Genomic DNA, 23,592 nt, shown 5'->3' with positions numbered 1-23,592 from the left:
TATTTAATCGCTGACAAAACATACAACAACAGGAGGTTGCCATGGATCGTTTAGATTATGGTTGTGCGCTAGATGAAGTCGTTGAAAGACCCGATCGTTCGCGAGGCTCCAATAAAAAGCGTAAATGGCGTGAGATCGAAGCGTTAAAAGATAAGCATCGTTTGCTCAAAGAACTCCAAGAAATCGATAATAACTTTAACTACGATATTGATGCTATCCAGTTGTAATTACATGTTTATATGAGCTAGTTATCATTTCAAACATGAATAGAAAAGCGCCCTTCGGCGCTTTTTTTATTTACAACTATTGGAGCAAACAGAATATAAGCGGGATATAGTCTTACGGGCAGGAATTTTAAAAAATAAATCAACAACAGTAGCTTACGATGGCACCGAACATCATCGACTCCGATAATACTTTACAAATTCCAACCAACTTTGGCTCACGAGACATCGCCACCAGAATCAAAAATGTGCTCCTCAGCCGTATAAAAACACCAGCTTAAGCCGACAACATGGGCCCAATAAACTAAAGAGTATTAGTCAGACGCTGTGAGATAAACCCGTAAATCTTCAAATTCTTTCTGCTCTCGGTCAAGAAACAAAGGATCATCGATCAGCGATTTCTGACACTCTAACTCAATAACTTGCCAATCTTGCTCAGTTAAACTTTTGGCTAACAAAGGAAATATTTCCCGTTCCTCCATCTGCATATGTCGCTCTTGCAATGCGACATACTCTGCAAAATCAACAATCAGTTTCTCGCGGGCAACCACAATATCACTGAGGATCAAGTTTAAAGTCGCCATCAAGGTGGCCGAGGATTGAATCACCGACTCATGTTCGGCACTCAATTTATCGATAGTATCGTTCGTTTTATGGGCTAGGTAGTAGGCATAAATAATGTCTTCAATGGGATGATGGCAACGTTCAGCATATCCTTGCATATATTCAACAATATCGCGCACGACGCTGAAGTTGATTGACTCACCTTCGGATAGTTTCATCTGCTTGTTTTTTAAAACATTTAGCAATACAGCTATATGTTTATGATCATGCATGAGTCTTTTAAGCATAATGCCTCCTGAATATGGGTCTGACTATTGATACTAGCCAAGTCGTGAACTAACACCAATATAACAGGCTAAAACCTGTTCACTTTATGACGTTGATCAAGTAAATCACATACCAAACAGTAAACAGACCACAAACATTAGCACGTCTCGGCATATTTCAGGGAAATTTAGCTGTTTATCTCACCACTTTGCGATTTCTAATCACTTTTTTATTCGTAAATACCACAACCACATAGTTATTTGGCAAGCTGATGTAATTGCTGTTGTAGCTTTTTAAACTCAACTCTTAATACTTGCTGCGATTCGATTAACTGTGCTTCATCGACATCCTTAACTGCAAGATACGGGTAATCCTTGAGCAGTTTTTGTTCAAGCACAAATGCTTGCTCAGTCTCCTTCGCTTCGATAAGGACTTGTAACCGATGTAAATACTCAGTCAATGACACTTGGTTGATTTCAGCAGGCTCAGATAATCTTGGTGCATTCATAGACCTTGCAGCGATAGCGGGGCTAATTGCATCCTGCTGCTCAGTTGCTCCCAATGCGTCTTTAGCTTGCTGCATTTCCGTCTGTCTTTTATGTTCAGCTACAGCTTCTGTTTGCATGTTTAAAGATTGCATCGCTTCAGTATCAGCCATTCTTGCCATCGTTTGTGGCGCGGGGGCACTCATCACCATAGGGCTTGGAACAAGTGTATATTCGACTTGAGGTCGATTCAGCACCAGCAGACCAACAACAAGCACTAACGATGCCGCGCTCGATAACGCCCAAGGATGGCGTCGCCAGACAGAACTTGGCGCTTCAACGGCGGTTATTTTACTTTGATGCATTTCAGCTAAGTGAGTTTGCGCCAGCTGCAAGATATCTTGATCGAGTTGCTGCGGTGGAACCTCTAAGGCCTGTTGGCGATACCAAGCCAGCACTTCCTGTTGTAATGCGCGCTCATCAGCACTTGAAGAATTACTCATGACCCGCCTCCTGCCATTTCGCGCTGACACAATCTTTTAGGCTTTGGTAAGCATAACGAATACGGCTTTTAGTCGCTTCTAAGGTCACGCCCGCAATGTCGCTAATGATGGCAGCCGTAAAACCCATTTCAATATTCAGGATAAATGCCTCTTTCTGAACTTGGGGTAACAGTGCGATACAGGTCTTTAGCAATAAGCTCTTTTGCGCTTCTTGCCACTGCACATCGGGTTTATCTTGCTCACCCGCCACAAAAGTATCGAGTCCTACATCATCTTCATCAGTAGCGACAAAATCCACGGGCTTAACCGCCCGAACATGATCAATCAATAAGTTATGAGCGATACGATATAGCCAAGTAGTAAACTTAGCATTGGCTTCATAGTTAGCCGCAGCGCGGATCACCCGCCCCCAGGTTTCTTGATACAAATCTTCAGCTAACTGCTTATCACCTAACTGGCGTACAAAATAGCGATAGAGTGCACCTTTGTGCTTCAGGTATAACTGTTCAAATGCTTTTGAATCGCCCTTGGCATAGCACAACATCAATTGCTCATCTGAGTGCTCATGGTTTGATAATTGCGCTATTGCTAATGCCACGGGAAATTCCTCATCATTGGGGTTAGCCCCACGAATTTACTTTTACTATTGTAATCTCTCATTGCGCGTATTGCTCTTGTCTCTCACTGGCTCGCCATGAAGCTTATCTTGGGGAGGAAAAGGTTTATCCGTACCATCGAATACCTTCTTAATCGGCACATGATTAGATTGCTCTATGGCCGCGGCGGTTTCCATTAATTGCACAAACTCATGGCGATAGCCAAAGGGATCGTCCCCTAATGCAGAACGTGCTAACTGGCTTAACTTAGTATAATCAAATTGATGTAGATAATGGCTGCCATTCAGTAATTGCCCTAATCCTGCAACCGCTGCTGCAAATCTAAAATCATCACTCGCTTGTTCTAACTGCTTAACATTTTGGTCTAACCTGATGGGATAACTCAGTAACTGACTCTGTGTTTGCTCTGGCAGCTTATATCTCAGTTTAAGGAAAGCGATTTCTTCACGGCTGTATTTTTCTTGCCCCGTTTGAGCATCAATGCCATATCTGAGTTTATCATTCGCCATCTGCCCTGCTTCAACATATCTTAATTCATATAAGGCAGTCACTGTATGACCCGCGCCAATTTCGCCCGCATCCACCTTATCGTTGTTGAAATCCTCCCGTGCTAAAGCACGATTCTCATAACCGATTAGACGATACTCAGACACTAAGGCCGGATTAAACTCCACTTGCACTTTGACGTCTTTAGCAATAGTGAACAAGCTTGAACTTAACTCGTCCACCAGCACTTTTCGCGCTTCATTCAGGGTATCGATATAGGCATAGTTACCATTGCCCTTATCCGCTAATTGCTCCATGAGTTGATCGTTGTAATTCCCCAAACCGAACCCTAAGGTTGTCAGGCCAATACCATGATCTTTTTCCTTCTCAATCAAGGCAATCAAATCATCAAAATCTGTCATACCAACGTTGAAATCACCATCAGTCGCGAGGATGACTCGATTAATACCATGGGGGATAAAATGCTTTTTCGCCAATTGATAGGCTTGTGTGATTCCTTGCCCACCATTGGTTGAACCACCTGCGCTCAATTGCTCTAACGCATAGGTTAAAGTTTGAGTGTCATTCCCCGACGCGCCATCGAGGACGATACCGGACGCTCCAGCATAAACCACAATAGAAACTTTATCCTGCGCGCTTAACTGCGCTGTTAGCAGCTTTAACGCTGTTTGCAGTAAAGGCAATTTATCGGCAGATGCCATAGAACCTGACACATCGAGCAAAAAGACTAAGTTACTGGCGCCTAACTGAGATTTAGGTAAGTCATACCCTTTAAGACCAATCCGTAACAGCATCATGTCATCGTTATAAGGGGATGGAGCAAGCTCTGTCGTAACGCTAAACGGCGCGGCATTTTTAGCAGGTAAGGGATAATCGTAGGAAAAATAATTGAGCATTTCCTCGACTCTGACTGTACCTTTCTCGGGCAAGCGCCCTTCCCTCAGCATCCGCCTTAAGGTGGCATAACTGCCAGTATCGACATCGATGGAAAACGTCGATACTGGGATTTCTCCTGCCACCATGATGCCATTTTGCACCAGCGGCTCGAATTTATTTTGTGCTAACGGAATCGCAGCATAGTCTGACGGCATTGGAGCTATGTTCATTCCCATCACTGCACCATGGGTAGACATTTGCATCGGTGCCGCGACTCTGGCCATCTTAGCAGCATCACGCATTTCAGCACGGCGCAGTGACACTTCTTTATGACTCTGCTCGGCTTGCAGCTCCGCTTGTCGTTGTTGAGCCTCAGAGCCTTTACCGCCACAGGCCGTTAAACTCAGCATGACTAAGAATAAAGCTGCGCTATTGCTCGCCGATATGCTGACGCTTCCCCAAGATAATAAGGAATGTGCAATGGTTTTCTGGGAGTATATTGTTTTCATGTTGAATGCCTTTGATGTTGACCTAAGGCTGTAAACGGCGCAAATGACTAAAAGGGTTAAAGTATCAAAATATTTTACAAACCACTCTTAAATGAGAATCAAACAGCCTCCAAGCACACTATTTATACAAAACAAAGTATTTTCAATCGTTTTTGCAATCAAGCTCACACTGCGCCTTGTATCAGGTCACTAAAATAGAAGCTTGTTACTCGCCTCGCTATGGGACCCACTCGTGTCACACTCAGCTCATTTGTTTTCCCTAAGAATCGCCCACGCACTCACAGAAGCTTGCGTGAAGGATAAGTATTCGTTTAAACGTTTTGGGCAAGATCTTCTTGCAGGTCTCACTGTCGGCATTATTGCCATTCCGTTAGCAATGGCATTAGCCATTGCCAGTGGAGTTGCACCTCAATACGGTTTATACACTGCGATTGTCGGCGGTTTTATTATCGCCATATCTGGCGGCTCACGTTATAGCGTGTCAGGCCCGACAGCGGCATTCGTAGTATTGCTCTATCCGATAGCCCAACAGTTTGGTTTAGCAGGATTATTAATCGCGACTGTGATGTCCGGAATGATACTCGTCGGCATGGCAATGCTGCGACTTGGCCGATTAATTTTGTATATCCCTGAATCCGTCACCTTAGGCTTTACCGCGGGGATAGGTGTCGTCATCGCTACCTTGCAGCTCAAAGATTTTTTCGGACTCGAGATAGCCCAGATGCCAGAGCAATATCTGGCTAAGTTGATGACATTAGCTCAAGCGCTACCCTCGGTGCATTTACCTAGCCTACTGGTAGCATCCGCGACCTTAGCGACTATGCTACTTTGGCCAAAACTCAAAACACCCGTGCCAGCACACCTTCCGGCAATCATACTCGGCACTATGTTCGCCTTGGTTCTCAATGCCATGGGTGCAGATATAGAAACCATAGGAACCCGTTTTCACTATCAACTGAGTGATGGCACCACAGGCATGGGAATTCCTGCCGTATTACCCAGTTTCGAATGGCCTTGGCTGCAAGCTGGCGCGAATGGCCAAGCCTTTCAGTTTAATCTCGCGACCTTTCAAGCCTTATTACCTGCCGCCTTTGCCATTGCCATGTTAGGCGCAATTGAATCACTACTTTGTGCAGTGGTACTCGATGGCATGACAGGTAAACGTCACAGTGCCAACAGTGAATTACTAGGGCAAGGTATAGGTAATATCATCACGCCGTTTTTTGGTGGTATTCCGGCCACTGCAGCAATTGCCCGTAGCGCAGCAAACGTCAAAGCGGGCGCTCAGAGCCCGATAGCGGCCATGATCCACGCCATAGTAGTCTTAATTGGTTTAGTCGCCTTAGCGGGCGTATTAGCTTATTTGCCCATGTCAGCCATGGCAGCCCTGCTACTTGTTGTGGCTTGGAACATGAGTGAAGCCCACAAAGCGCTGCATTTAATTAAAACTGCGCCCACCAGCGATATCATGGTTTTTGTCAGTTGCTTTTCATTAACGGTTATTTTCGACATGGTGATCGCCATCAGTGTGGGAATTATCCTTGCTGCCTTGCTGTTTATGAAAGAAATTGCCGAGATGACAAAGCTTTACGATATCAGCACCAACAAGCGTTATGTGGATCAAGAGCTACCTGCCGATTGGGCTGTCCTCAAAATTAACGGGCCGCTATTCTTCGCTGCTGCTGACCGCATTTTCTCCGAAATCGCGAGTCTCACCGAAGATAAACAAGTGATAGTGCTTTATCTCGATGGAGTATCTATTCTGGATGCGGGAGGATTAGCCGCACTGACGAAACTGATTGAAAAATGCAAAGCGAATAAAACTAAGCTCATTATCGCCGATCTGCAGTTCCAGCCCATCCGAACGCTGGCGAGAGCGAAGATCCAGCCAATTGAAGGTGTATTGAAGTTTTACTCGACCCTACGTGAGGCAATGACAGAAGCGCCAGTTATCACTCAGCAAACTGAAATCACTGCGGATAAGCAGACACAGTAAACCAGTAGCACGATCTCAGGGCTTAATGTTGCTGACTTATCTCAAAGGCCAACCTCAGTGTTGGTCTTTTTTATTGCTCCATCACCTCACCTATTCATCGCCGCGAAAGACGTTTTTTCACACGCAAAAACGGGCAGAAATCGCTAGGATCATGGTATTATTCAGCGCCATGATGCTAGCTACCGATGACGGCGAGACAAGCATCAACTGTACCTAGACCTGAAACAAGGTCAAAATATAATTAAAATTAGTGAGTTAAGGAGTTATCATGCAAGCCCTTGTTGCTGTTGTTATGGGTTCTAAAAGTGATTGGCCCACGATGGAAGCTGCCGCTGAGATAATGGATAAACTGCAAGTGCCTTATCATGTTGAAGTGGTTTCCGCCCATAGAACGCCAGATAAACTCATGGAGTTTGCAGCCTCTGCCGCCGAACGTGGTTTTAAAATCATCATTGGTGGCGCCGGTGGTGCAGCGCACTTACCCGGTATGATTGCCTCTAAAACTCGCTTACCCGTATTAGGTGTACCAGTCCAAAGTAAAGCCCTATCCGGCATGGATAGCTTATTGTCCATCGTTCAAATGCCAAAAGGCATCGCAGTCGGCACCTTAGCCATAGGTACAGCGGGCGCATTCAATGCGGGATTATTGGCCTGCCAAATCCTTGCGAATAACGATGCAGAATTAGCGGCTCGTGTTGACGCTTTCAGAGAAGAACAGACCCGTGCGGTACTGGACAATCCAGACCCGAGGGAAGTCTAATGACCCAGACAAACACTAAACCTAAGGTTTGGGTATTAGGTAATGGTCAGCTGGGCGCCATGTTGACCCACGCTGGTGAGCCATTAGCGATTGAAGTTAACGCCGTCGATATCATGACACCTACGGATGACATTCTGCCACTCGCGCCCCACGACATTATTACCGCCGAGCGCGAACAGTGGCCAGAGTCCGCCCTGAGTTTACAACTCAGCTCACACCCCCATTTTGTTAATGGTCCGGTATTTAGCCGTTTAGCCGACCGTTTTAGCCAAAAGAGTCTACTCGACCAGCTCAGCGTTCCCACGGCGCCTTGGACCTTAGTCGACGATAACACCCAAGTCGATACCCTGTATCAACATTATGGTCCTAGAGTCTTGATGAAACGCCGTACCGGTGGTTATGACGGTAAAGGTCAACATTGGCTTAAACAAGCCGAAGTGGGCGATATTCCAAACGATTGGCGTAACCTTGCAATTGCTGAGCAAGCGATTAATTTTAATGAAGAAGTATCATTGGTTGGCGTGCGTACTCGCGAAGGCGAATGCGTGTTTTATCCGCTGACGCTGAACTTGCATCAGGACGGTATTTTAATGGCGTCGATTTCGCCACTGGCACGCTTAACCCCCTTGCAAGCCCAAGCCGAAACTATGCTCAGCGCCATTATGCACGAGCTTGAATACGTTGGTGTAATGGCGATGGAATGCTTCCGTGTTGGTGATGAGTTATTGGTGAATGAGCTGGCACCGCGAGTGCACAACTCTGGCCATTGGACCCAAGCCGGAACCCATATGGATCAATTCCAGCTGCATCTTAGAGCACTTTGCGGAATTGCGATCCCACAGCCACAAGTGAATTTTCAGTGTGTTATGGTCAACCTTATTGGTATCGATAATGACCCTCGCTGGTTAAGTTTGCCCAATGCTGAGTTGTACTGGTACAACAAAGAAGTTCGCCCGGGTCGTAAAGTCGGACATTTAAACCTATCAGTGCCAAATCAAACTGTGCTCAACCAGAGCATAGCCGCACTGCAAACTTGGATGCCAATCCAATACCAAGCACCATTAGCTTGGATATTGGCCGAATACGCAGAAAATTCGCGTTAATTCAGTATTTAGTACCAAAATCACTGATATGAAATTGTTCACAGTTTCATATCAGTTTATATTTCAATTTTCGTTATATACTTAACTGAACTCAGTGTGAATACGTTAGTGATGTATAGCATTCAATGATTACTAGCAATGACACAGATAAAGGAATAGTCGAGTGAAATTAAGGGATAATTTCAAACGTAAGACCATAGATCGCTTAGATTATCGCTATCATCTGCTACTGCTTATAGTGCCGATATGTCTATTCATCCTGCTGTTTATCTTTAATGCACCCACAGAAAATTGGACTATCCTGCCCTTACTGTTTGTTTGCATCATTTATATTTTTGCCTACAGCCTAATTTACTATTTGCATCAGGGTCGTTTAACTCGACTATGGCAGCATTTAGAGCAAGTCGTCACCATCAACGATGCCATCTATGAACTCGCCCATCTCTCGAGTCATTATAAAAATGAGCATGCCTTTCTGGACGCCTTACTCAATAAAGCCGTGTACGTGATTAATGGTGCCGAAATGGGCAGCATCATTAAAATCAACGAGGTGAATAATAAACTGTATTTTGAATCTGTCGTGGGGCTCGATTTAGCAAAGCTCAGACAACTGGATTTTACCTTAGAGCAAACTTTTGAATATCGACTCACTGAAGGGAGATGCGATCAAGTGGTGGTCATCAATGATATGAAGAATATCAATGCGGCTAGCACTTTAACGGAAGATGATCAAAAAGTGTTACTCTCAGTGTCAAAGCAGCCGATACGCTCAACCCTGTCTAGCCCTATTCGTATTGATGGCAAACTGTATGCCATGCTCAATCTCGATAGCAGTAGCATTGGCGCCTTTAGCGATTACGACCGCAATCTTGTCTCTATCCTAACTCACGAAGCTAGCAATGCCATTGCGCTCTATCAGAAGTCACTGCAGATTACTAAACTAGCCAATTTTGATCCATTAACAGGACTTTATAATCGAAAGAATTTTGAAGATGAACTGCACCACTGGCAGCCCAAGCCTCACTTAGGCAGTTTTTTAATTATTATCGATATGGACAATCTCAAGTCCATTAATGATGCCTATGGGCACCAGATGGGTGATGTTGCCATCAAGCGAACAGCCACCGCCATGCTCGCCTATTGGCAAAATAAAGGCATTATTTCCCGTTTTGGTGGCGATGAGTTTGTCGCTTTATGCCATGGGCCGTTAGCTCAAATTGAACAGGACTTAGATGATATGCGCAAAACCTTGAATCAAGGTTCAGAGCTTAGCCTAGGTTTTAGTTTTGGTATTGCCCCCTTCGAAGCCGATTGGTATCAATCCTTTAAGACTGCAGATCATGCTATGTATGAGCAAAAGCGTGCGAAGAAAAAAGCCATTCAGGCATTAGAAACCTTCGCAGTGAAAGCGCAATAAATCAATTGAAGTCAGGTGCTACAGCCGATGTCAAAAGGCTAATATCAACAATCAGTAAGCGTCGAAGTTGAAGATTTGAGTTTACTATCTCGATTAGCTATCTCAATTAGCTATCTCAATTAGCTATCTCAATTAGCTATCTCAATTAGCTATCTCAATTAGCTATCTCAATTAGCTATCTCAATTAGCTATCTCGATTAAATATCTAAATTGAACACCGACAGTCAGCCATTCTCACTTAAGTGGCTGACAATGATATAAAAACGTAATCTTAACCAAAAAATAAACGCCACAGCCAAGATGAATCTAAATCTTCTTGGCAGGTTTTATATTGAGCCGCGTAGCGTTTCGACCTCGCATCCACCTTGTTCGCCACTTTCACTAACCACGCCTTAGATTTGTAACTACCACGGCGATAACCGCCCCAGCCCTCGTGATAATTAAGATACTGCGCCCGCGCATCCCATTTAGATACGCCATTTATCTTATGGGTTTTGCTAATAAACCAGCCCATAAAATCCAAGGCATCATCGAAATCACTGCGGCTCGACCAACTGTTTCCCGTCTCACGCACATAATCATCCCACGTCATGGTCTTAGCCTGCGCATATCCATAGGCATCACTAGCACGGCCAATAGGGATAAAACCTAAAAAGTATTCCATCGGTGGCGCGGCATTGTGCTTGAATGAGCTCTCTTGATACATCATAGCTAACGGCACATGCACTGGCACACCCCATTTATCACGGACATCTTTAGCGGCATCGTACCAATCTCGGTGTTCTTGAAATATCTCACACAAATTTTCGGGAGACTTAGGCGGAGATGTCGCACAACCTGACAAGATGCCGAGACTTGCGCAGAGTAAGATAGCGGAGAACTTATTCATTAATATCATGTTCTTTGGAAAGTTAGCTCGCGCCATGATGTCATAGACTCAGGCTGAGGCAAGCATAAAAAGCCTTTTTGCGCTTAGAAGATCTCAGCGCTAGGGGCTAAATCAATATGACTTAAATCGAATGTAGCAGGCTTACCACTTGAGCTTAACACTTTAGCTATTTCGTTTCGGGACTCAACTCAAACTGACACTCATGATCTTCTTGCTGCCACACGCCGGGTTCCCAATACGCAGTGTCTTTACCCATATAACGCTTATCGGTGTGAAATAACGCACCGATATGATAACGCTGATGACTTTCGACATTGAGCTTGAATACTTTGGGTGTCCGCGCGGCAAGCGTGACTGACAAACTTGGATCATCGATCAGCTCCGCAACGGTAAATTCATATTCGCCAGGCGCTAACTGATAATTAGGCTTAGAAACGACTGCCTGCCCGTTTAAATGGGTCACCACCACTCGATACCAGTGAGTACTGGCATCGGGCTGCAAATAACCAGACACAGTACCACAGCCCAGAGGATCTTCAGGTGACGCGGCGCAGCCAGATAACAAGGCACTGAACACAATCAAAGCTGCGCGGGCACGTAGGCCAGTGAAAGAGAATACCCCCTCTTTCACAGCTTCACTCCAAAGTAATCTTCCAGATAATCATCAAATGAAACTGCACTCTGCGCCGCCTCTAGTTCAGCTTGCTTGTTAAGCGAACTGGATGCTTCAGCTTGATACTGCGCTATGGTCTCGCTCGACAAGGGATAATCGATAAAGTATTGATAGTATTGCTGCGCTAACGTCATCACCCACTGACCATGATCTTGGCCCTTGTTGATCACGTTTTGCAGTACTTGTCCCGACAGGGTTAAATTCGGATCTTCAGCCGCTTTACGCCAATGGGCCAAAGCCACTTGATAATCCGTCCCCTCACCATCAAGCAATACTGCCAAAGGTTGCAAGGCATCAAACAACTCTTCTAACCAAGATTTAAGCGAACGTGAACCGTCTGCGGTTAATAACTCAAGCCCAGGTTTACGGCCTTCAAGCACCACAGCTTTAAGATTCGCGCTTAATCTCGCCTCTTCGCTCGCCTCTGACTTAGGCGACTGCGTTAATAAACAATAGAGTAGGAATAAATCAAGGAAACGCACTTGTGTCGCCTCAATGCCAACTGGGCTAAATGGATTAACATCCAACGCTCTCACTTCAATGTATTCCACCCCAGCACGGGCCAGAGCTTCAGACGGTTTCTCGCCACTACGCGTGACCCGTTTCGCACGGATTGGCGAGTAGAACTCGTTTTCAATCTGCAATACATTGGCATTAAGTTGACGATACTCACCATCGACTTTAACGCCGATATTAGCAAAGTTTGCTGAAGGCATTTTAGTGGCGGCATTCACGCCAGCCAGATACTCAGGCAAAGAGTTATAGCTGATATTTAGATCTTCTTGCTCTTTGTTGGTGTAGCCTAAATCACTCATACGCAACGAAGTGGCATAGGGCAGATACAGAGTACCGTGGCCCGTTTTTTCAAACTTGAGGTCGGTTTTTTGATCTTTAATAAAGGAGCTACATAACGCTGGCGAGGCACCAAATAAATAAGGAAGTACCCACACTAAACGGCGATAGTTACGGATCAAGCCGAAATAGGATTCTGAAATAAAATCATCGTAAGTTAACTGTTTATCACTTAACTCATACAGGCTTTGCCATAATTCTTGCGATACCGAAAAGTTAAAATGCACCCCAGAGATGATCTGCATCAGGGCGCCATAACGATAGGTTAACCCCTTACGATACAAGGTTTTCATCATGCCAGTATTCGATGAGCCATAGCGGGCAACGGGGATCTGTTGCTCATCTTTCACATAGCAAGGCATGCTCACGGGCCACAAACGCTGACCATTTAAGTGGCGCACGCTGAAGGCATGAGTCTCAGTTAACCCAGTGAGAAGTTGCTCAACATTGTGATTTACTGGCGTAATAAACTCGAGTAAGGCTTCACTGTAATCCGTCGTAATACGTGAATGCATTAACGCCGAGCCTAAGGCTTCGGGATGCGAGTCTGTAGCGAGATAACCAAACTCATCAATCCGCAACGCCTCACGTTCTATGCCACGTAACATACCCAAGAGTGCTGTGCGCCCATTGGCGTCCGAGAGATGTTGTACTAATTCATTGAATGACTTCAATTTGCGCTTCTCTAATTGGTGATTCGCTATCGCGACAAGGTTAACAGTCAGACCTTTATTTTGAGGCTTATCTTGCAAAATATGCCTCAAAATAAATCTAAACCTGTCTGTGGGGCAAGCCAAATTCACACCTTGTATGATTAAAAGCAGACGGTGACAGCTAATGCTGTCACCGTCTTTCGATGTAAATCCGGTAAATATAGGGCAAATAGTCGTTAACTAATACACCTGTCTATCTACCTATATAAGGGCGAAATACTAATTTACAATACTAAAGTTTCAATTGGATAGCCCAATACCGCTAAATCAGCTTCAATTGTCGCTTTATCTCCCACCACCAGAATCACCATTTTATTGATATCTAGCTCGGAAGCCGCGAGGGCATTGAGTTCATATTTTGTTACAGTATTAATGATCTTGTCCTGTTGAGTCGTAAAATCTTGACTCAATTGGTAACGTTGGATCATCCGCATAAAGCCCGCTTTTTGATACGGTGTTTCATAATCAAGGGCTTGCCCTTGTGAGACTGAATTACGCATAAAGGCAAGTTCAGCATCTGTCATGCCCTGCTGCTGATAAGCACTGATTTCTTTTACAAACTCAATGAGTGCTTTCGCCGTCACGTCACTGCGAACGTTACTTGATGCGACAAAATCGCCCACTTCAGCACCGCCAGTAAAACGAGTGCGAGCACCATAGGTATAACCTTTATCCTCACGTAAATTCAGGTTGATACGGCTATTGAATGCGCCGCCTAACGGATAATTCATCAGATAGGATTTAAAATAATCGCCTGTGGCATCGTAGGGTAATGCGCGCTTGGCAATATTGATTACCGATTGAGCCGCACCAGGTTTATCAATCAGATAAATTGTGCAGCCTTTTAATGCAGGGAGTGGCTTAAGTGGCGGTACCACAGCTGCTTCTCCTTTCCACTGGTTTAATCCCGCTAGTTTAGGCAGCAATGCAGATTCAGATAAATTAGCAACAGTGACAATTTTAGCGTTGCCGCCTTGATACTGCTGGGCATAAAACGCTTTTACATCGGCTAACGTAAGCGCCGCGACTGAATCGAGCGTACCAAGATCATTCACACCTAACGCATTGTCTTTACCGTATAACAAAGACGACAACGCCGTATCAGCCAGATAGCTAGGATCGGACTGCATATGCTGGATCTGTTGTAATTGCTGCTGTTTCACTCGCGCAAAGTCAGCTTCGCTGAACGCTGGTTGAAACAGCTTTTCTTCCATAATCGCCAGCGTCTCATCTAAATGTGCTGTCAGAGCCGATACTTTGATCGAACTTTGATATTCAGACGCACTAAAATCGACACTACTACCTAGCATTTCTAAGGCTTGTGATAGTCCTTCACTGCTGCGCTTCTGACTCGATTCATTAAGCATTTCCGCAGTCAGCGTTGCTAAGCCTGCTTTTTCGACGGGTATGAGTCTGTGGCCACCATTGAGATAAACAATTAACTCAACTGTTGGTGTTTCAGTACTTTGAGTGCCCATGACTTCGATGCCATTGGCTAAGGTTTTTGTCCAAATTTTAGGTACTTTGAGCATAGGTGCAACGCCAGATGCAGGCATCTTAGTCCGATCAAAACTTGAAACAAGTTCAGGCTTGGGCAAATCCCCCTCTACCGCAGTGTGTGCAATCGGCAACGTTGCAGGCGTGAAGTTATCCGCATGGGCAATAAGTGACGTCATTCCCTGCGGCACCACACTCATAACCACCATAGGTTTATCTTTAATGTATTGCTTAAACACGCGCATCACATCGTCTTTGGTCACATTGGCATAACGATTCAGATCTGAGGCAATCATGTTCGGATTGCCCGACAGAGTTTGGTTCATCGCTAAGGTCGACACTTTGCCAGAAACACTCTGCAGGCTATAAATGGTATCAGCCTCAAACTGCACTTTGACTTTTTGCAGATCGTCATCGGTAACGCCACGTTGCTCAAACTCCTTAATCGAGTCGAGGATACGTTGCTCCAGATCCGCCAATTTGCCGCCCTTTTCAGGATTGGCTAAAGCATAAATCGACATCTGACACGCAAGCTCTTGACAAGGATGACTCACATTAGCCTGCACGGCATAACCGTCCTTAACCAAGTTTTTATATAATAAGGATGTTTTACCACCACCTAAAATATTGGCCAACAGATCGAGCGCGGCCTCATCTGAATGTCTAGCGTATACGGTAGGAAAACCAATACGGATCAAAGGCAAGTGCACTTGATCTTCCATGGAGATGTAACGTGTCTTGTCTAAGTTAACCAGCGCCTTTTGCTCTAACGAGACTTCAGGACCACGGGGGATTTCACCAAAATATTTATTGACCCAGGCTAAGGTTTGCATTTCATCGAAATCGCCACCTATGGTCAAGGTCGCATTATTAGGGCCATACCAACGTTGGAAAAAGTGTTTAACATCGTCAACCGTGGCGCGATTAAGATCGTCCGGCCAGCCAATTACAGGCCAAGAATAAGGATGACCGACAGGGTACATAGCTTGGCTAAAACGCTCACTCATGCGGCCATAGGGTTGATTATCGATACGTTGTGCGCGCTCGTTTTTGACGGTTTCGCGCTGCACTTCGAATTTTTCACTAGTGAGTGCGGGCAACAAAAAGCCCATACGGTCCGACTCAAGCCACAACATTTTTTCTAATTGATTGTTGGGTACTGTCTCAAAGTAATTGGTTCTGTCGGTATTGGTCGTGCCATTTAGGGTACCACCAGCTTCGGTAACCACTTCAAAATGCTGTTCATCGGCAACATGCTGTGAGCCTTGGAACATCATGTGTTCAAATAAATGCGCAAATCCCGAACGCCCAGCTAATTCGCGAGCTGAGCCCACATGATAAGTGACGTCGACATGCACTAAGGGATCTGAATCATCTTGATGTAAAATAACAGTTAACCCATTGGCTAATTGGTACTTTTTGTAGGGGATCCCTACTTGCGAATCGGCCAATTGCACATTTTCGATCAGTTTAACGCCTGCGGGCAAGTTCACCGTAGTCGTTTCAGATGCACAACCCGCAAGTGCGGCAGAAATTGCGACCGCTAATATCCATTTCTTCAAAACATTCCCCTCATACATCAATGGGCCAAAAATACAGCTTCATAATCATAGTGCTGCGTTTAGTCATAGTGCGCTTAAATGATTAAGCATTGGGATTTATGACTCGCAAAATTGACACTAAGTTCCTATCTATACAGTAAATTCAGTCTAAACGGAAAAACACTCCCCGCCCTTGACCATTAAATGCATCCTAGCGCCATCATGCCATCCATTGCAGCACGGCAGCGGCAACAATTAAGTAACGAATTGTTTTACCGATTAAAATCATCACCAAAGAAGGTATTAGCGGTAGCCTCAACCAACCCGCCAATAAACAAAGAATATCGCCGATAATCGGTGCCCATGAGAGTAACAACGCCCACACGCCGTAGCGTTCAATCAAGGCGAGCCCCTTTGCGTGTTTACCTGTCGCTAACGCTTCTGGTGATTTTGCGAGGCGACCTAAGCAGCCTAAATAGAAACTGGTCATCGCGCCCAACGTGTTGCCAATGCTAGCCACCACGACCAGCGCAACCCAAGCCTCTGGAGTTTTGTTTAATAACGCCACGAGTAAGACTTCAGATCCCCCCGGTAACAAAGTCGCCGCTAAAAAAGCGCCAGAGAACATAATGCCTAACTCAGTCATAATGGCTTACTCAATGATAAATCTCTCTTTTTGTATTCAATGCGATAAGGTTTGTCATGGGTTAATTGAATGTTTCACTTAATCTTTTTACAACAAACTCACTTATCACAATAAGTTATAAGAAAAACGGTTTGTTATAACCCTAGCTCTGTCGATACAATGGTTAACTATGGCAGGCAATAACCATGCGCATGACTGAGAGCGCGTTAACATCACGCTCATCTCGTTAAATACGAATCCTATCATCGCAGGTCTATTGGCTCACTCTTAATTTATTTTTCTGGAATATGCATGATCCTTCAAACCATTAGCCGCATTCCGTTTTGGCAAAAAGTCTTAGCAGGCTTTATCTTAGGTGCGCTCGTTGGCGTTATTTTAGGTGAAAGCGCCACAGTGCTAAAACCATTAGGTGATCTGTTCATTGGGGCCATTAAGATGTTGGTCGCGCCTTTGGTATTTTGTGCCATTGTCGTGAGTATCACATCGCTCAACTCGCAAACCAGTCTGAAACGCCTGAGCTTGAAAACTTTGGGTATGTTCATGCTGACAGGCACAATCGCCTCTCTGATAGGCTTAGCTGTGGGCTCAATGATCGACATGGGTGGCACCATGCAACTCACAACGACTGAAGTGCGCGAGCGTAATATTCCCGGTTTTGCACAAGTGCTGCTCGACATGATCCCAGTCAATCCTTTCGCCTCACTGGCTGAAGGCAAGGTACTGCAAATTATCGTGTTTGCCGCGTTAGTGGGTATCGCTATCAACAAAGTTGGCGAGAAAGCAGAGCCATTAAAACGCACCATTGAAGCAGGTGCTGAAGTCATGTTCCAACTGACTCGCATGGTCTTAAAACTCACTCCTATCGGTGTGTTTGGTTTAATGGCATGGGTTGTGGGTGAATATGGTTTATCAACCTTATTGCCTTTAGGTAAGTTTATCGGGGCTATCTACATTGCCGCTTTTATCCACATCATCTTCGTTTATGGCGGGTTAGTGAAGTTTGTTGGTGGTTTAAGCCCACTGCAATTTTTCCGCAAAGCTATGCCAGCGCAGTTAGTCGCCTTTAGTACTTCTTCAAGTTTCGGTACTTTACCTGCGAGTACTCGCGCAGTCGAAACCATGGGCGTATCAAAGCGTTATAGTGCCTTTGTGATGCCATTAGGTGCGACCATGAACATGGACGGCTGTGGGGGTATTTACCCTGCGATAGCCGCTATCTTCATCGCTCAAATTTACAATATTCCGCTCGACACACTGGACTATGTGATGATCGCCGTGACTGCGACAGTGGCTTCTGTTGGTACCGCTGGCGTACCAGGAAGTGCGATGGTGATGTTAACTGTCACCTTAGGTGTGATTGGTCTGCCACTTGAAGGCATTGCCTTTATCGCCGCAATTGACCGTATTATCGATATGATCCGCACAGCAACTAACGTAACGGGCGATATGATGACTGCTGTTGTGATTGGTAAATCCGAAAATGAACTCGATGAAGCACAGTTCTATTCGAACGACAATCAAGACGTTACACCAGTGAGTTCGTAGCAATAACAATACTGTATAAAAAGTATTAAGCTAAATCATCAGTACCATTGACCACAGTAAGAGACCGCTTCGGCGGTCTCTTTTATTATCCTGCAAACAGTCTTTGATCTATTGGCTTTAGAGACCACAATCGACTTCGACAGTCTCTATTAACTGCAAAATAGGTTACTCAAATAAGATCAAGCTGTTAGACTCTAAAACCACTCTAACTCACACTTTAGCAGAACAGACATGACGAGACTCTTCCTTATCCCGCTGATCCTATGTTTGTTTTGGGCGTTATTTTTAAAAGCCAACAAACTCACGCTAAAACAAGGCGGGCGAGGTTTTATCTACATTATCGGTATAGGTGGCGGGCTAATTTTAATCCTTATGGGATTACTCTGGTTAACGGCTTAGGTTAATACCAAGGATTCATACTATAAATTAGTAACTTAACAAAAAAGGCCAACTCAGTACTGAGTTGGCCTTAGCGCTAAAACAGCGTTAACAACTAGAATAAATTCGAAGATAAACCCGCTTAATTTACCCACTCAGTCAAGCCCAATCAGTTAACCCACTCTGTCATCAACCCAGCACGGCAAGTAAAATCCCCGCAGCCACAGCAGAACCTAGCACTCCCGCCACATTGGGCCCCATGGCGTGCATTAACAAGAAGTTGTGTTGGTTGGCCTCTAATCCAACTTTGTTCACGACTCGCGCTGCCATAGGTACAGCCGACACCCCTGCGGCACCAATCAACGGATTAATCTTACCACCCGACAACTTACACATCAGTTTTGCCATCAATACACCTGCAGCAGTACCAATGCCAAATGCTAAAGCTCCCAATACCAAAATTCCTAAGGTTTCCAGTCGCAGGAATTGATCGGCTGATAATTTAGAACCGACAGCTAGACCTAAGAAAATCGTAACAATATTGATAAGCTCGTTCTGCGCCGTTTTCGATAATCTATCCACCACGCCCGATTCACGCATCAAGTTACCAAGACAAAACATACCCACTAACGGCGTGGCCGCAGGTAGGAAGAGAATCGTTAATCCCAGTACCATCAAAGGGAAAATGATCTTTTCCTTTTTACTGACTTCGCGCAGCTGCTCCATTTTAATTTCGCGCTCAGCTTGGGTTGTCAGTAAGCGCATGATCGGCGGTTGAATAATCGGGACTAACGCCATATAGGAATAAGCCGCGACCGCAATTGCCCCTAATAACTCAGGTGCCAGTTTGGAGGCGAGGAAAATCGCCGTAGGTCCATCAGCACCGCCAATAATCGCAATGGCCGCCGCGTCCTTCATGGTGAACTCAAAGCCCGGAACTAAGTTCAGCGCTATCGCACCAATCAATGTCGCGAAAATCCCAAACTGCGCCGCAGCTCCTAACAACAGGGTTTTAGGATTGGCAATCAAGGCACTAAAGTCGGTCAGCGCACCAACACCCATAAAGATCAATAGCGGAAACACCCCAGTCTCAATCCCCACATAATAGGCGTAATACAGGATGCCACCTTCTTCGGTAAATCCCGCATGGGGAATGTTCGCCAGCACTGCACCAAAACCAATGGGCAACAATAGCAAAGGCTCAAAACCACGTACGATGGCGAGATACAAGAGCAAAGCGCCCACTGCCATCATCAACACTTGCCCGCCAGTAAAGTGAGCGATACCTGTCTCGGCCCAAAAAGCCATTAAACCTTCCATAATGACTCCTACGCCAAGGCCAGTAATTGAGAACCCACAGACACTGAGTCACCTTCTTTCACCCAGATCTTAGCGATAATACCATCGCCCTGTGCACGAATTTCGGTTTCCATCTTCATCGCCTCAAGGATGATCACGACATCGCCTTCACACACTCTATCGCCTGGAGAAACATGCACTTTGAAGATGTTGCCCGACAAAGGCGCGCTCATTTCAAGCCTGATTTCACCATGGCTTGTTGATGGCGTTGTACTCTCAGTCACAGCTTGCACAGCATGAACACTTTGTCCCTGTGGCTGGATTTGCGAGATCTCACCGCCTGCGGCGACTTCAACTACGTACTCTTGCCCTTCGACAGTTACCGTGTAGGTTTCAGGGCCACAATCCGTAACATTAGAAGCAGCAAGTACCGAAGTCAGCTCAGGCTTAGGCTCAAAGGCGCTCGGATCATCACGATTCTTTAAGAACTGCAATCCTATTTGTGGGAAGAGTGCATAGGTCAGCACATCATCGTCATGCTCTGAAGATAGACGAATGCCTTGTTCCTACGCTTTGTCTGCCAACTCTAGCCGTAATTTAGCCAGCTCTGGCGTTAATAGGTCTGCAGGACGACATGTAATGGCTTCAGCACCTTGCAAGACTCTGGCTTGCAATACAGCATCCACAGGCGCAGGCGTCGCGCCATATTCGCCCTTAAGCACGCCTTCAGTCTCTTTAGTCAGTGACTTATAACGCTCCCCCATCAACACATTAATGACCGCCTGCGAGCCAACAATCTGCGATGTAGGCGTCACTAAGGGCAAAAAACCTAAATCAGCACGCACGCGGGGAATTTCCTCCAAGACCAAGTCCATCTTATCGGCCGCACCCTGTTCCTTAAGTTGGCTCTCCATATTGGTCAGCATGCCACCAGGTACTTGGGCGCGTAAAATACGCGAATCTATGCCTTTCAGCGCACCTTCAAACTTAGCGTACTTCTTACGCACGTCACGGAAGTAAGCAGCAATTTCCTCAAGCAACACCATGTCGTAACCAGTCGCACGCTCAGTATCTTCCACCATAGCGATAACGGTTTCAGTAGCAGTATGTCCATAGGTTTGGCTCATCGACGAAATTGCCGTATCGAGCACATCGATACCCGCTTCAATGGCTTTCTGATAAGTGGCGGTACTTAATCCTGTCGTCGCATGACAGTGCATAGATAACACGAGTTGCGTTTGGGATTTTAGTCGACTGATAAGCTCAAACGCTTCCATAGGCTTAAGTAGTCCCGCCATATCTTTGATACACAAAGAATCACATCCCATATCTTCGAGACGTTTTGCCATATCAATCCAAGTCTCTATGGTATGCACTGGACTTGTGGTGTATGAGATCGTCCCCTGCGCATGGCCACCAACTTGGCGCACCGCTTTCACCGCAGTCTCAAGGTTTCGAACATCGTTCATCGCATCGAAAATACGAAATACATCAACGCCATTAGTGTGGGCGCGCTCAACAAAACGCGTGACTAAATCATCGGCATAATGGCGATAACCTAAGAGGTTTTGACCACGCAGCAACATTTGCTGTGGCGTATTGGGCATGGCCTTTTTCAGCTCACGAATCCGATCCCAAGGATCTTCACCAAGATAACGAATACAGGCATCAAACGTCGCCCCACCCCAAGATTCCAGTGACCAGAAACCGATCTTATCGAGTAATGGCGCAATCGGTAACATGTCATCAATGCGTAAGCGCGTCGCTAAAATAGATTGATGTGCGTCCCGCAAAACGACATCAGTTAAAAATAATGGCTTAGCCACTGCCGCCGTAGAATTAGATACAAAAGTCATACTGCTCCCCATTACTTAATCTGTGAACGATACTGCTTTACCGCTAGTGAAATCGCAGCGACCACATTTGGGTCTAAAGGCTTAACATCTGATTGCGCTACTCTCTGCTGGCTTTTAGCATGATTTGTAGCAAAACGTGCAGATGCAGCATCCACCGCACACCAACGCGCAACCAAATGAATCCCAAGGATTAGTACACTTAAAAATAAATAAACTAAGCCCATCCCAAAAAACATAATGCCAACGGCATCCAATAAAGATTGCGTTACATCCTCCATAGCTCCCCTACCCCTTACTCTCTAGATCCCTATCAACAGCGCGATTGCCCCAAAATCATCGCTATTGCATTACAAGTTCAAAATTCATCAAATGAACTGCTCACAAACTATGGTTCTTCCGTAAACAGATACATAGCAATCACCAATTAGAAAAAAATCGAATAAAAAATCACATTTTAAAGCTAACTAATCGCACAACAAGAAAACCTGCTGAACTCAACCTGCTACGAACATAACCAATTGATAACAAAAAAACCATATCAGTGTAAATTGGTCTTACCAATATTAAGTAAATCTACAGGCTACAAGTTATTAATCCTCATAAATCGAGCGATTAATTCAATATTCCATAATGAAACAAACATAATGTTGGATTTAAGCTGAAGTGATGTCTTAGGCTAAAAAATGATTCCTAAATTGAAAACAACGAGCATAGGAATAAACCAAGTGAAAAAATATGCAAATTTAACAATCCAAGCTACTGCCATCTGACTAAGTGGCAAAATAAAAATGAATATTGTTCTGAAGACATTGTTTGAAGAAGAGGAATGGGTTCAATTCAGCAAATTAAATCAACTTAAATGCCCCCTAGATACCAACACAGAGCAGCGCCTAGCAATACGGTTGGTGTGTGGAACGGCTATCTTAAAAGATAAGCAACAGTGCTACCTGAGCTAGAGCTCAAGCGTTTAGTTATGCGCAGGATTAAGCAATAGGACGAGAACGAAATAGGAAATCCTAGGACCGACAAAGAACTCAGTAATTGAAATGGCTAGTGAGTTGGTGAGTTGGTGAGTTGGTGAGTTGGTGAGTTGGTGAGTTGGTGAGTTGGTGAGTTGGTGAGTTGGTGAGTTGGTGAGTAAAAATAGCGGAGAAACATGCAAGCTGAAAGAAAAACGGACTAATTTCTACAAATTGCGAATGCAAAAAAGCCAGCTTATTCAGCTGGCTTGGTTACATCTCAATGAGATAATTAGGCGCTTGGCGATGACCTACTCTCACATGAGGGTGAAATCATAGCACTATAAATACGGAGTATTTAGCCATGATTGAACGCGAAGAAGCTTGTCTTCGTAGCTGGGGAGTCCGCTTAGCGGCGGGCGACCGCCATGGATGGTGGAAGTGTCAATATTGGAGGAACATTTATTGACCGACATCGAGATAAGTTTTCGCAAAGCGTATAAACACAAAAGCCCTAGCGGTTTAGGCTAGGGCTTTGGTGTTTATTTTGATGCTTGGCGATGACCTACTCTCACATGGGGAGACCCCACACTACCATCGGCGCGTTTGCGTTTCACTTCTGAGTTCGGGATGGGATCAGGTGGTTCCACAAGGCTATTGTCACCAAGCAAATTCTGTTTATTACCGTGTCCATCTCTGGMYCACGTTAATAATAATTCGGAAAGCTGATTTGCTTTGTTTGAGTTCAAACTTTATCAAGTGTCGATATTCTGTCTAAGGCTTCTTTGTAAAACCCATCTGGGTTGTATGGTTAAGCCTCTCGAGTCATTAGTACATGTTAGCTCAACGCCTCACAACGCTTACACACCATGCCTATCAACGTCCTAGTCTCGAACGGCTCTTTAGAGGAATTAAA

At 45.2% G+C, this 23,592-nt stretch carries 18 protein-coding genes, 2 rRNA genes and 1 pseudogene; 7 read left to right on the top strand and 14 right to left on the bottom strand.

Annotation, left to right across the window (positions count from 1 at the left end):
• Positions 1-41 precede the first annotated feature (41 nt).
• Entirely contained in the window at positions 42-227 is a 186-nt protein-coding gene (locus L5M28_RS19525; RefSeq protein ID WP_006080618.1) for a DUF3545 family protein, read from the top strand.
• A 311-nt stretch (positions 228-538) separates the two neighbouring features.
• On the opposite strand, the gene L5M28_RS19520 is transcribed toward L5M28_RS19525, so the two are convergent.
• The 4 genes from L5M28_RS19520 to L5M28_RS19505 all read right to left on the bottom strand — a co-directional run bounded on the left by L5M28_RS19520 (position 539) and on the right by L5M28_RS19505 (position 4,552).
• The gene (locus L5M28_RS19520) at positions 539-1,075 is read right to left on the bottom strand and encodes a hemerythrin domain-containing protein (protein ID WP_105249947.1); all 537 of its coding nucleotides are present in this window, start codon (positions 1,073-1,075) and stop codon (positions 539-541) included.
• A gap of 236 nt (positions 1,076-1,311) precedes the next feature.
• Positions 1,312-2,043 carry a hypothetical protein gene (locus L5M28_RS19515; RefSeq protein WP_263204218.1) on the bottom strand — a complete coding sequence of 244 codons (732 nt, stop codon included), beginning with the start codon at positions 2,041-2,043 and terminating at the stop codon, positions 1,312-1,314.
• Entirely contained in the window at positions 2,036-2,641 is a 606-nt protein-coding gene (locus L5M28_RS19510; protein ID WP_263204217.1) for a sigma-70 family RNA polymerase sigma factor, read from the bottom strand. The genes L5M28_RS19515 and L5M28_RS19510 overlap by 8 nt, the downstream gene beginning before the upstream one ends.
• A 45-nt stretch (positions 2,642-2,686) precedes the next feature.
• The gene (locus tag L5M28_RS19505) at positions 2,687-4,552 is read right to left on the bottom strand and encodes a vWA domain-containing protein (protein WP_263204216.1); all 1,866 of its coding nucleotides are present in this window, start codon (positions 4,550-4,552) and stop codon (positions 2,687-2,689) included.
• A gap of 232 nt (positions 4,553-4,784) precedes the next feature.
• On the opposite strand from L5M28_RS19505, the gene dauA reads away from it, so the two are divergent.
• The 4 genes from dauA (at position 4,785) to L5M28_RS19485 (ending at position 9,828) form a co-directional block, all read left to right on the top strand.
• Positions 4,785-6,548, top strand: a complete 1,764-nt coding sequence (gene dauA, locus L5M28_RS19500) for a C4-dicarboxylic acid transporter DauA (protein WP_173496303.1) — start codon at positions 4,785-4,787, stop codon at positions 6,546-6,548.
• A gap of 268 nt (positions 6,549-6,816) precedes the next feature.
• Positions 6,817-7,308: a 5-(carboxyamino)imidazole ribonucleotide mutase gene (gene purE, locus L5M28_RS19495; RefSeq protein WP_028760937.1), complete on the top strand. Its 492-nt coding sequence runs from the start codon at positions 6,817-6,819 to the stop codon at positions 7,306-7,308.
• Positions 7,308-8,411: a 5-(carboxyamino)imidazole ribonucleotide synthase gene (gene purK / locus L5M28_RS19490; protein WP_263204215.1), complete on the top strand. Its 1,104-nt coding sequence runs from the start codon at positions 7,308-7,310 to the stop codon at positions 8,409-8,411. The genes purE and purK overlap by 1 nt, the downstream gene beginning before the upstream one ends.
• 163 nt (positions 8,412-8,574) lie before the next feature.
• A complete protein-coding gene (locus L5M28_RS19485) occupies positions 8,575-9,828 on the top strand; it encodes a sensor domain-containing diguanylate cyclase (RefSeq protein WP_263196213.1) in 1,254 nt (417 codons plus the stop codon).
• Positions 9,829-10,099: 271 nt separating this feature from the next.
• Here the strand turns inward: L5M28_RS19485 and L5M28_RS19480 are convergent, their stop codons facing one another.
• The 5 genes from L5M28_RS19480 to L5M28_RS19460 form a co-directional block, all read right to left on the bottom strand.
• A complete protein-coding gene (locus L5M28_RS19480; RefSeq protein ID WP_306682922.1) occupies positions 10,100-10,717 on the bottom strand; it encodes a hypothetical protein in 618 nt (205 codons plus the stop codon).
• Between the two features lie 166 nt (positions 10,718-10,883).
• Positions 10,884-11,348 carry a hypothetical protein gene (locus L5M28_RS19475; RefSeq protein WP_263196217.1) on the bottom strand — a complete coding sequence of 155 codons (465 nt, stop codon included), beginning with the start codon at positions 11,346-11,348 and terminating at the stop codon, positions 10,884-10,886.
• Entirely contained in the window at positions 11,345-12,994 is a 1,650-nt protein-coding gene (gene gshA / locus L5M28_RS19470) for a glutamate--cysteine ligase (RefSeq protein ID WP_263185986.1), read from the bottom strand. Before gshA ends, L5M28_RS19475 begins: the two co-directional genes overlap by 4 nt.
• Before the next feature lie 185 nt (positions 12,995-13,179).
• Entirely contained in the window at positions 13,180-16,032 is a 2,853-nt protein-coding gene (locus L5M28_RS19465; protein ID WP_263196219.1) for a M16 family metallopeptidase, read from the bottom strand.
• 181 nt (positions 16,033-16,213) lie between these two features.
• Positions 16,214-16,639: a YqaA family protein gene (locus tag L5M28_RS19460; RefSeq protein WP_105249958.1), complete on the bottom strand. Its 426-nt coding sequence runs from the start codon at positions 16,637-16,639 to the stop codon at positions 16,214-16,216.
• Between the two features lie 291 nt (positions 16,640-16,930).
• Here L5M28_RS19460 and L5M28_RS19455 point away from each other — a divergent pair, with 291 nt between their 5' ends.
• Positions 16,931-18,184 (top strand): dicarboxylate/amino acid:cation symporter, encoded by a 1,254-nt coding sequence (locus tag L5M28_RS19455; RefSeq protein WP_173246311.1) that lies wholly within the window; start codon positions 16,931-16,933, stop codon positions 18,182-18,184.
• A 231-nt stretch (positions 18,185-18,415) separates the two neighbouring features.
• Positions 18,416-18,583: a hypothetical protein gene (locus L5M28_RS19450; RefSeq protein ID WP_263204214.1), complete on the top strand. Its 168-nt coding sequence runs from the start codon at positions 18,416-18,418 to the stop codon at positions 18,581-18,583.
• 168 nt (positions 18,584-18,751) lie between these two features.
• Here the strand turns inward: L5M28_RS19450 and L5M28_RS19445 are convergent, their stop codons facing one another.
• The 5 genes and pseudogenes from L5M28_RS19445 to L5M28_RS19425 all read right to left on the bottom strand — a co-directional run.
• Positions 18,752-19,882 carry a sodium ion-translocating decarboxylase subunit beta gene (locus L5M28_RS19445; RefSeq protein ID WP_263196222.1) on the bottom strand — a complete coding sequence of 377 codons (1,131 nt, stop codon included), beginning with the start codon at positions 19,880-19,882 and terminating at the stop codon, positions 18,752-18,754.
• An 8-nt stretch (positions 19,883-19,890) separates the two neighbouring features.
• Positions 19,891-21,717, bottom strand: a pseudogene (gene oadA, locus L5M28_RS19440) (sodium-extruding oxaloacetate decarboxylase subunit alpha).
• 11 nt (positions 21,718-21,728) lie between these two features.
• A complete protein-coding gene (locus L5M28_RS19435) occupies positions 21,729-21,995 on the bottom strand; it encodes an OadG family transporter subunit (RefSeq protein ID WP_263196226.1) in 267 nt (88 codons plus the stop codon).
• Between the two features lie 1,233 nt (positions 21,996-23,228).
• A 5S ribosomal RNA gene (rrf, locus tag L5M28_RS19430) occupies positions 23,229-23,344 on the bottom strand.
• Between the two features lie 139 nt (positions 23,345-23,483).
• Positions 23,484-23,592: ribosomal RNA gene (locus tag L5M28_RS19425) — 23S ribosomal RNA — on the bottom strand; the annotation flags it as partial.

The organism is Shewanella sp. SW32 (assembly GCF_025653365.1).
Taxonomy (GTDB): Bacteria; Pseudomonadota; Gammaproteobacteria; order Enterobacterales; family Shewanellaceae; genus Shewanella; species Shewanella oncorhynchi.
Note: the sequence above shows the minus strand (reverse complement) of the source record. Positions and strands in the feature narration are given on the sequence as shown.

What these genes read in the sequence shown, in the direction of transcription:
- L5M28_RS19525 (WP_006080618.1), top strand. Translation starts at nt 42, where the DNA reads ATGGATCGTTTAGATTATGGTTGTGCGCTAGATGAAGTCGTTGAAAGA.
- L5M28_RS19460 (WP_105249958.1), bottom strand. Translation starts at nt 16,639, where the DNA reads ATGACTGAGTTAGGCATTATGTTCTCTGGCGCTTTTTTAGCGGCGACT.
- L5M28_RS19435 (WP_263196226.1), bottom strand. Translation starts at nt 21,995, where the DNA reads ATGGAGGATGTAACGCAATCTTTATTGGATGCCGTTGGCATTATGTTT.
- L5M28_RS19480 (WP_306682922.1), bottom strand. Translation starts at nt 10,717, where the DNA reads ATGAATAAGTTCTCCGCTATCTTACTCTGCGCAAGTCTCGGCATCTTG.
- L5M28_RS19515 (WP_263204218.1), bottom strand. Translation starts at nt 2,043, where the DNA reads ATGAGTAATTCTTCAAGTGCTGATGAGCGCGCATTACAACAGGAAGTG.
- L5M28_RS19520 (WP_105249947.1), bottom strand. Translation starts at nt 1,075, where the DNA reads ATGCTTAAAAGACTCATGCATGATCATAAACATATAGCTGTATTGCTA.
- L5M28_RS19465 (WP_263196219.1), bottom strand. Translation starts at nt 16,032, where the DNA reads ATGTATGAGGGGAATGTTTTGAAGAAATGGATATTAGCGGTCGCAATT.
- purE (WP_028760937.1), top strand. Translation starts at nt 6,817, where the DNA reads ATGCAAGCCCTTGTTGCTGTTGTTATGGGTTCTAAAAGTGATTGGCCC.
- L5M28_RS19450 (WP_263204214.1), top strand. Translation starts at nt 18,416, where the DNA reads ATGACGAGACTCTTCCTTATCCCGCTGATCCTATGTTTGTTTTGGGCG.
- L5M28_RS19505 (WP_263204216.1), bottom strand. Translation starts at nt 4,552, where the DNA reads ATGAAAACAATATACTCCCAGAAAACCATTGCACATTCCTTATTATCT.
- L5M28_RS19445 (WP_263196222.1), bottom strand. Translation starts at nt 19,882, where the DNA reads ATGGAAGGTTTAATGGCTTTTTGGGCCGAGACAGGTATCGCTCACTTT.
- purK (WP_263204215.1), top strand. Translation starts at nt 7,308, where the DNA reads ATGACCCAGACAAACACTAAACCTAAGGTTTGGGTATTAGGTAATGGT.
- L5M28_RS19455 (WP_173246311.1), top strand. Translation starts at nt 16,931, where the DNA reads ATGATCCTTCAAACCATTAGCCGCATTCCGTTTTGGCAAAAAGTCTTA.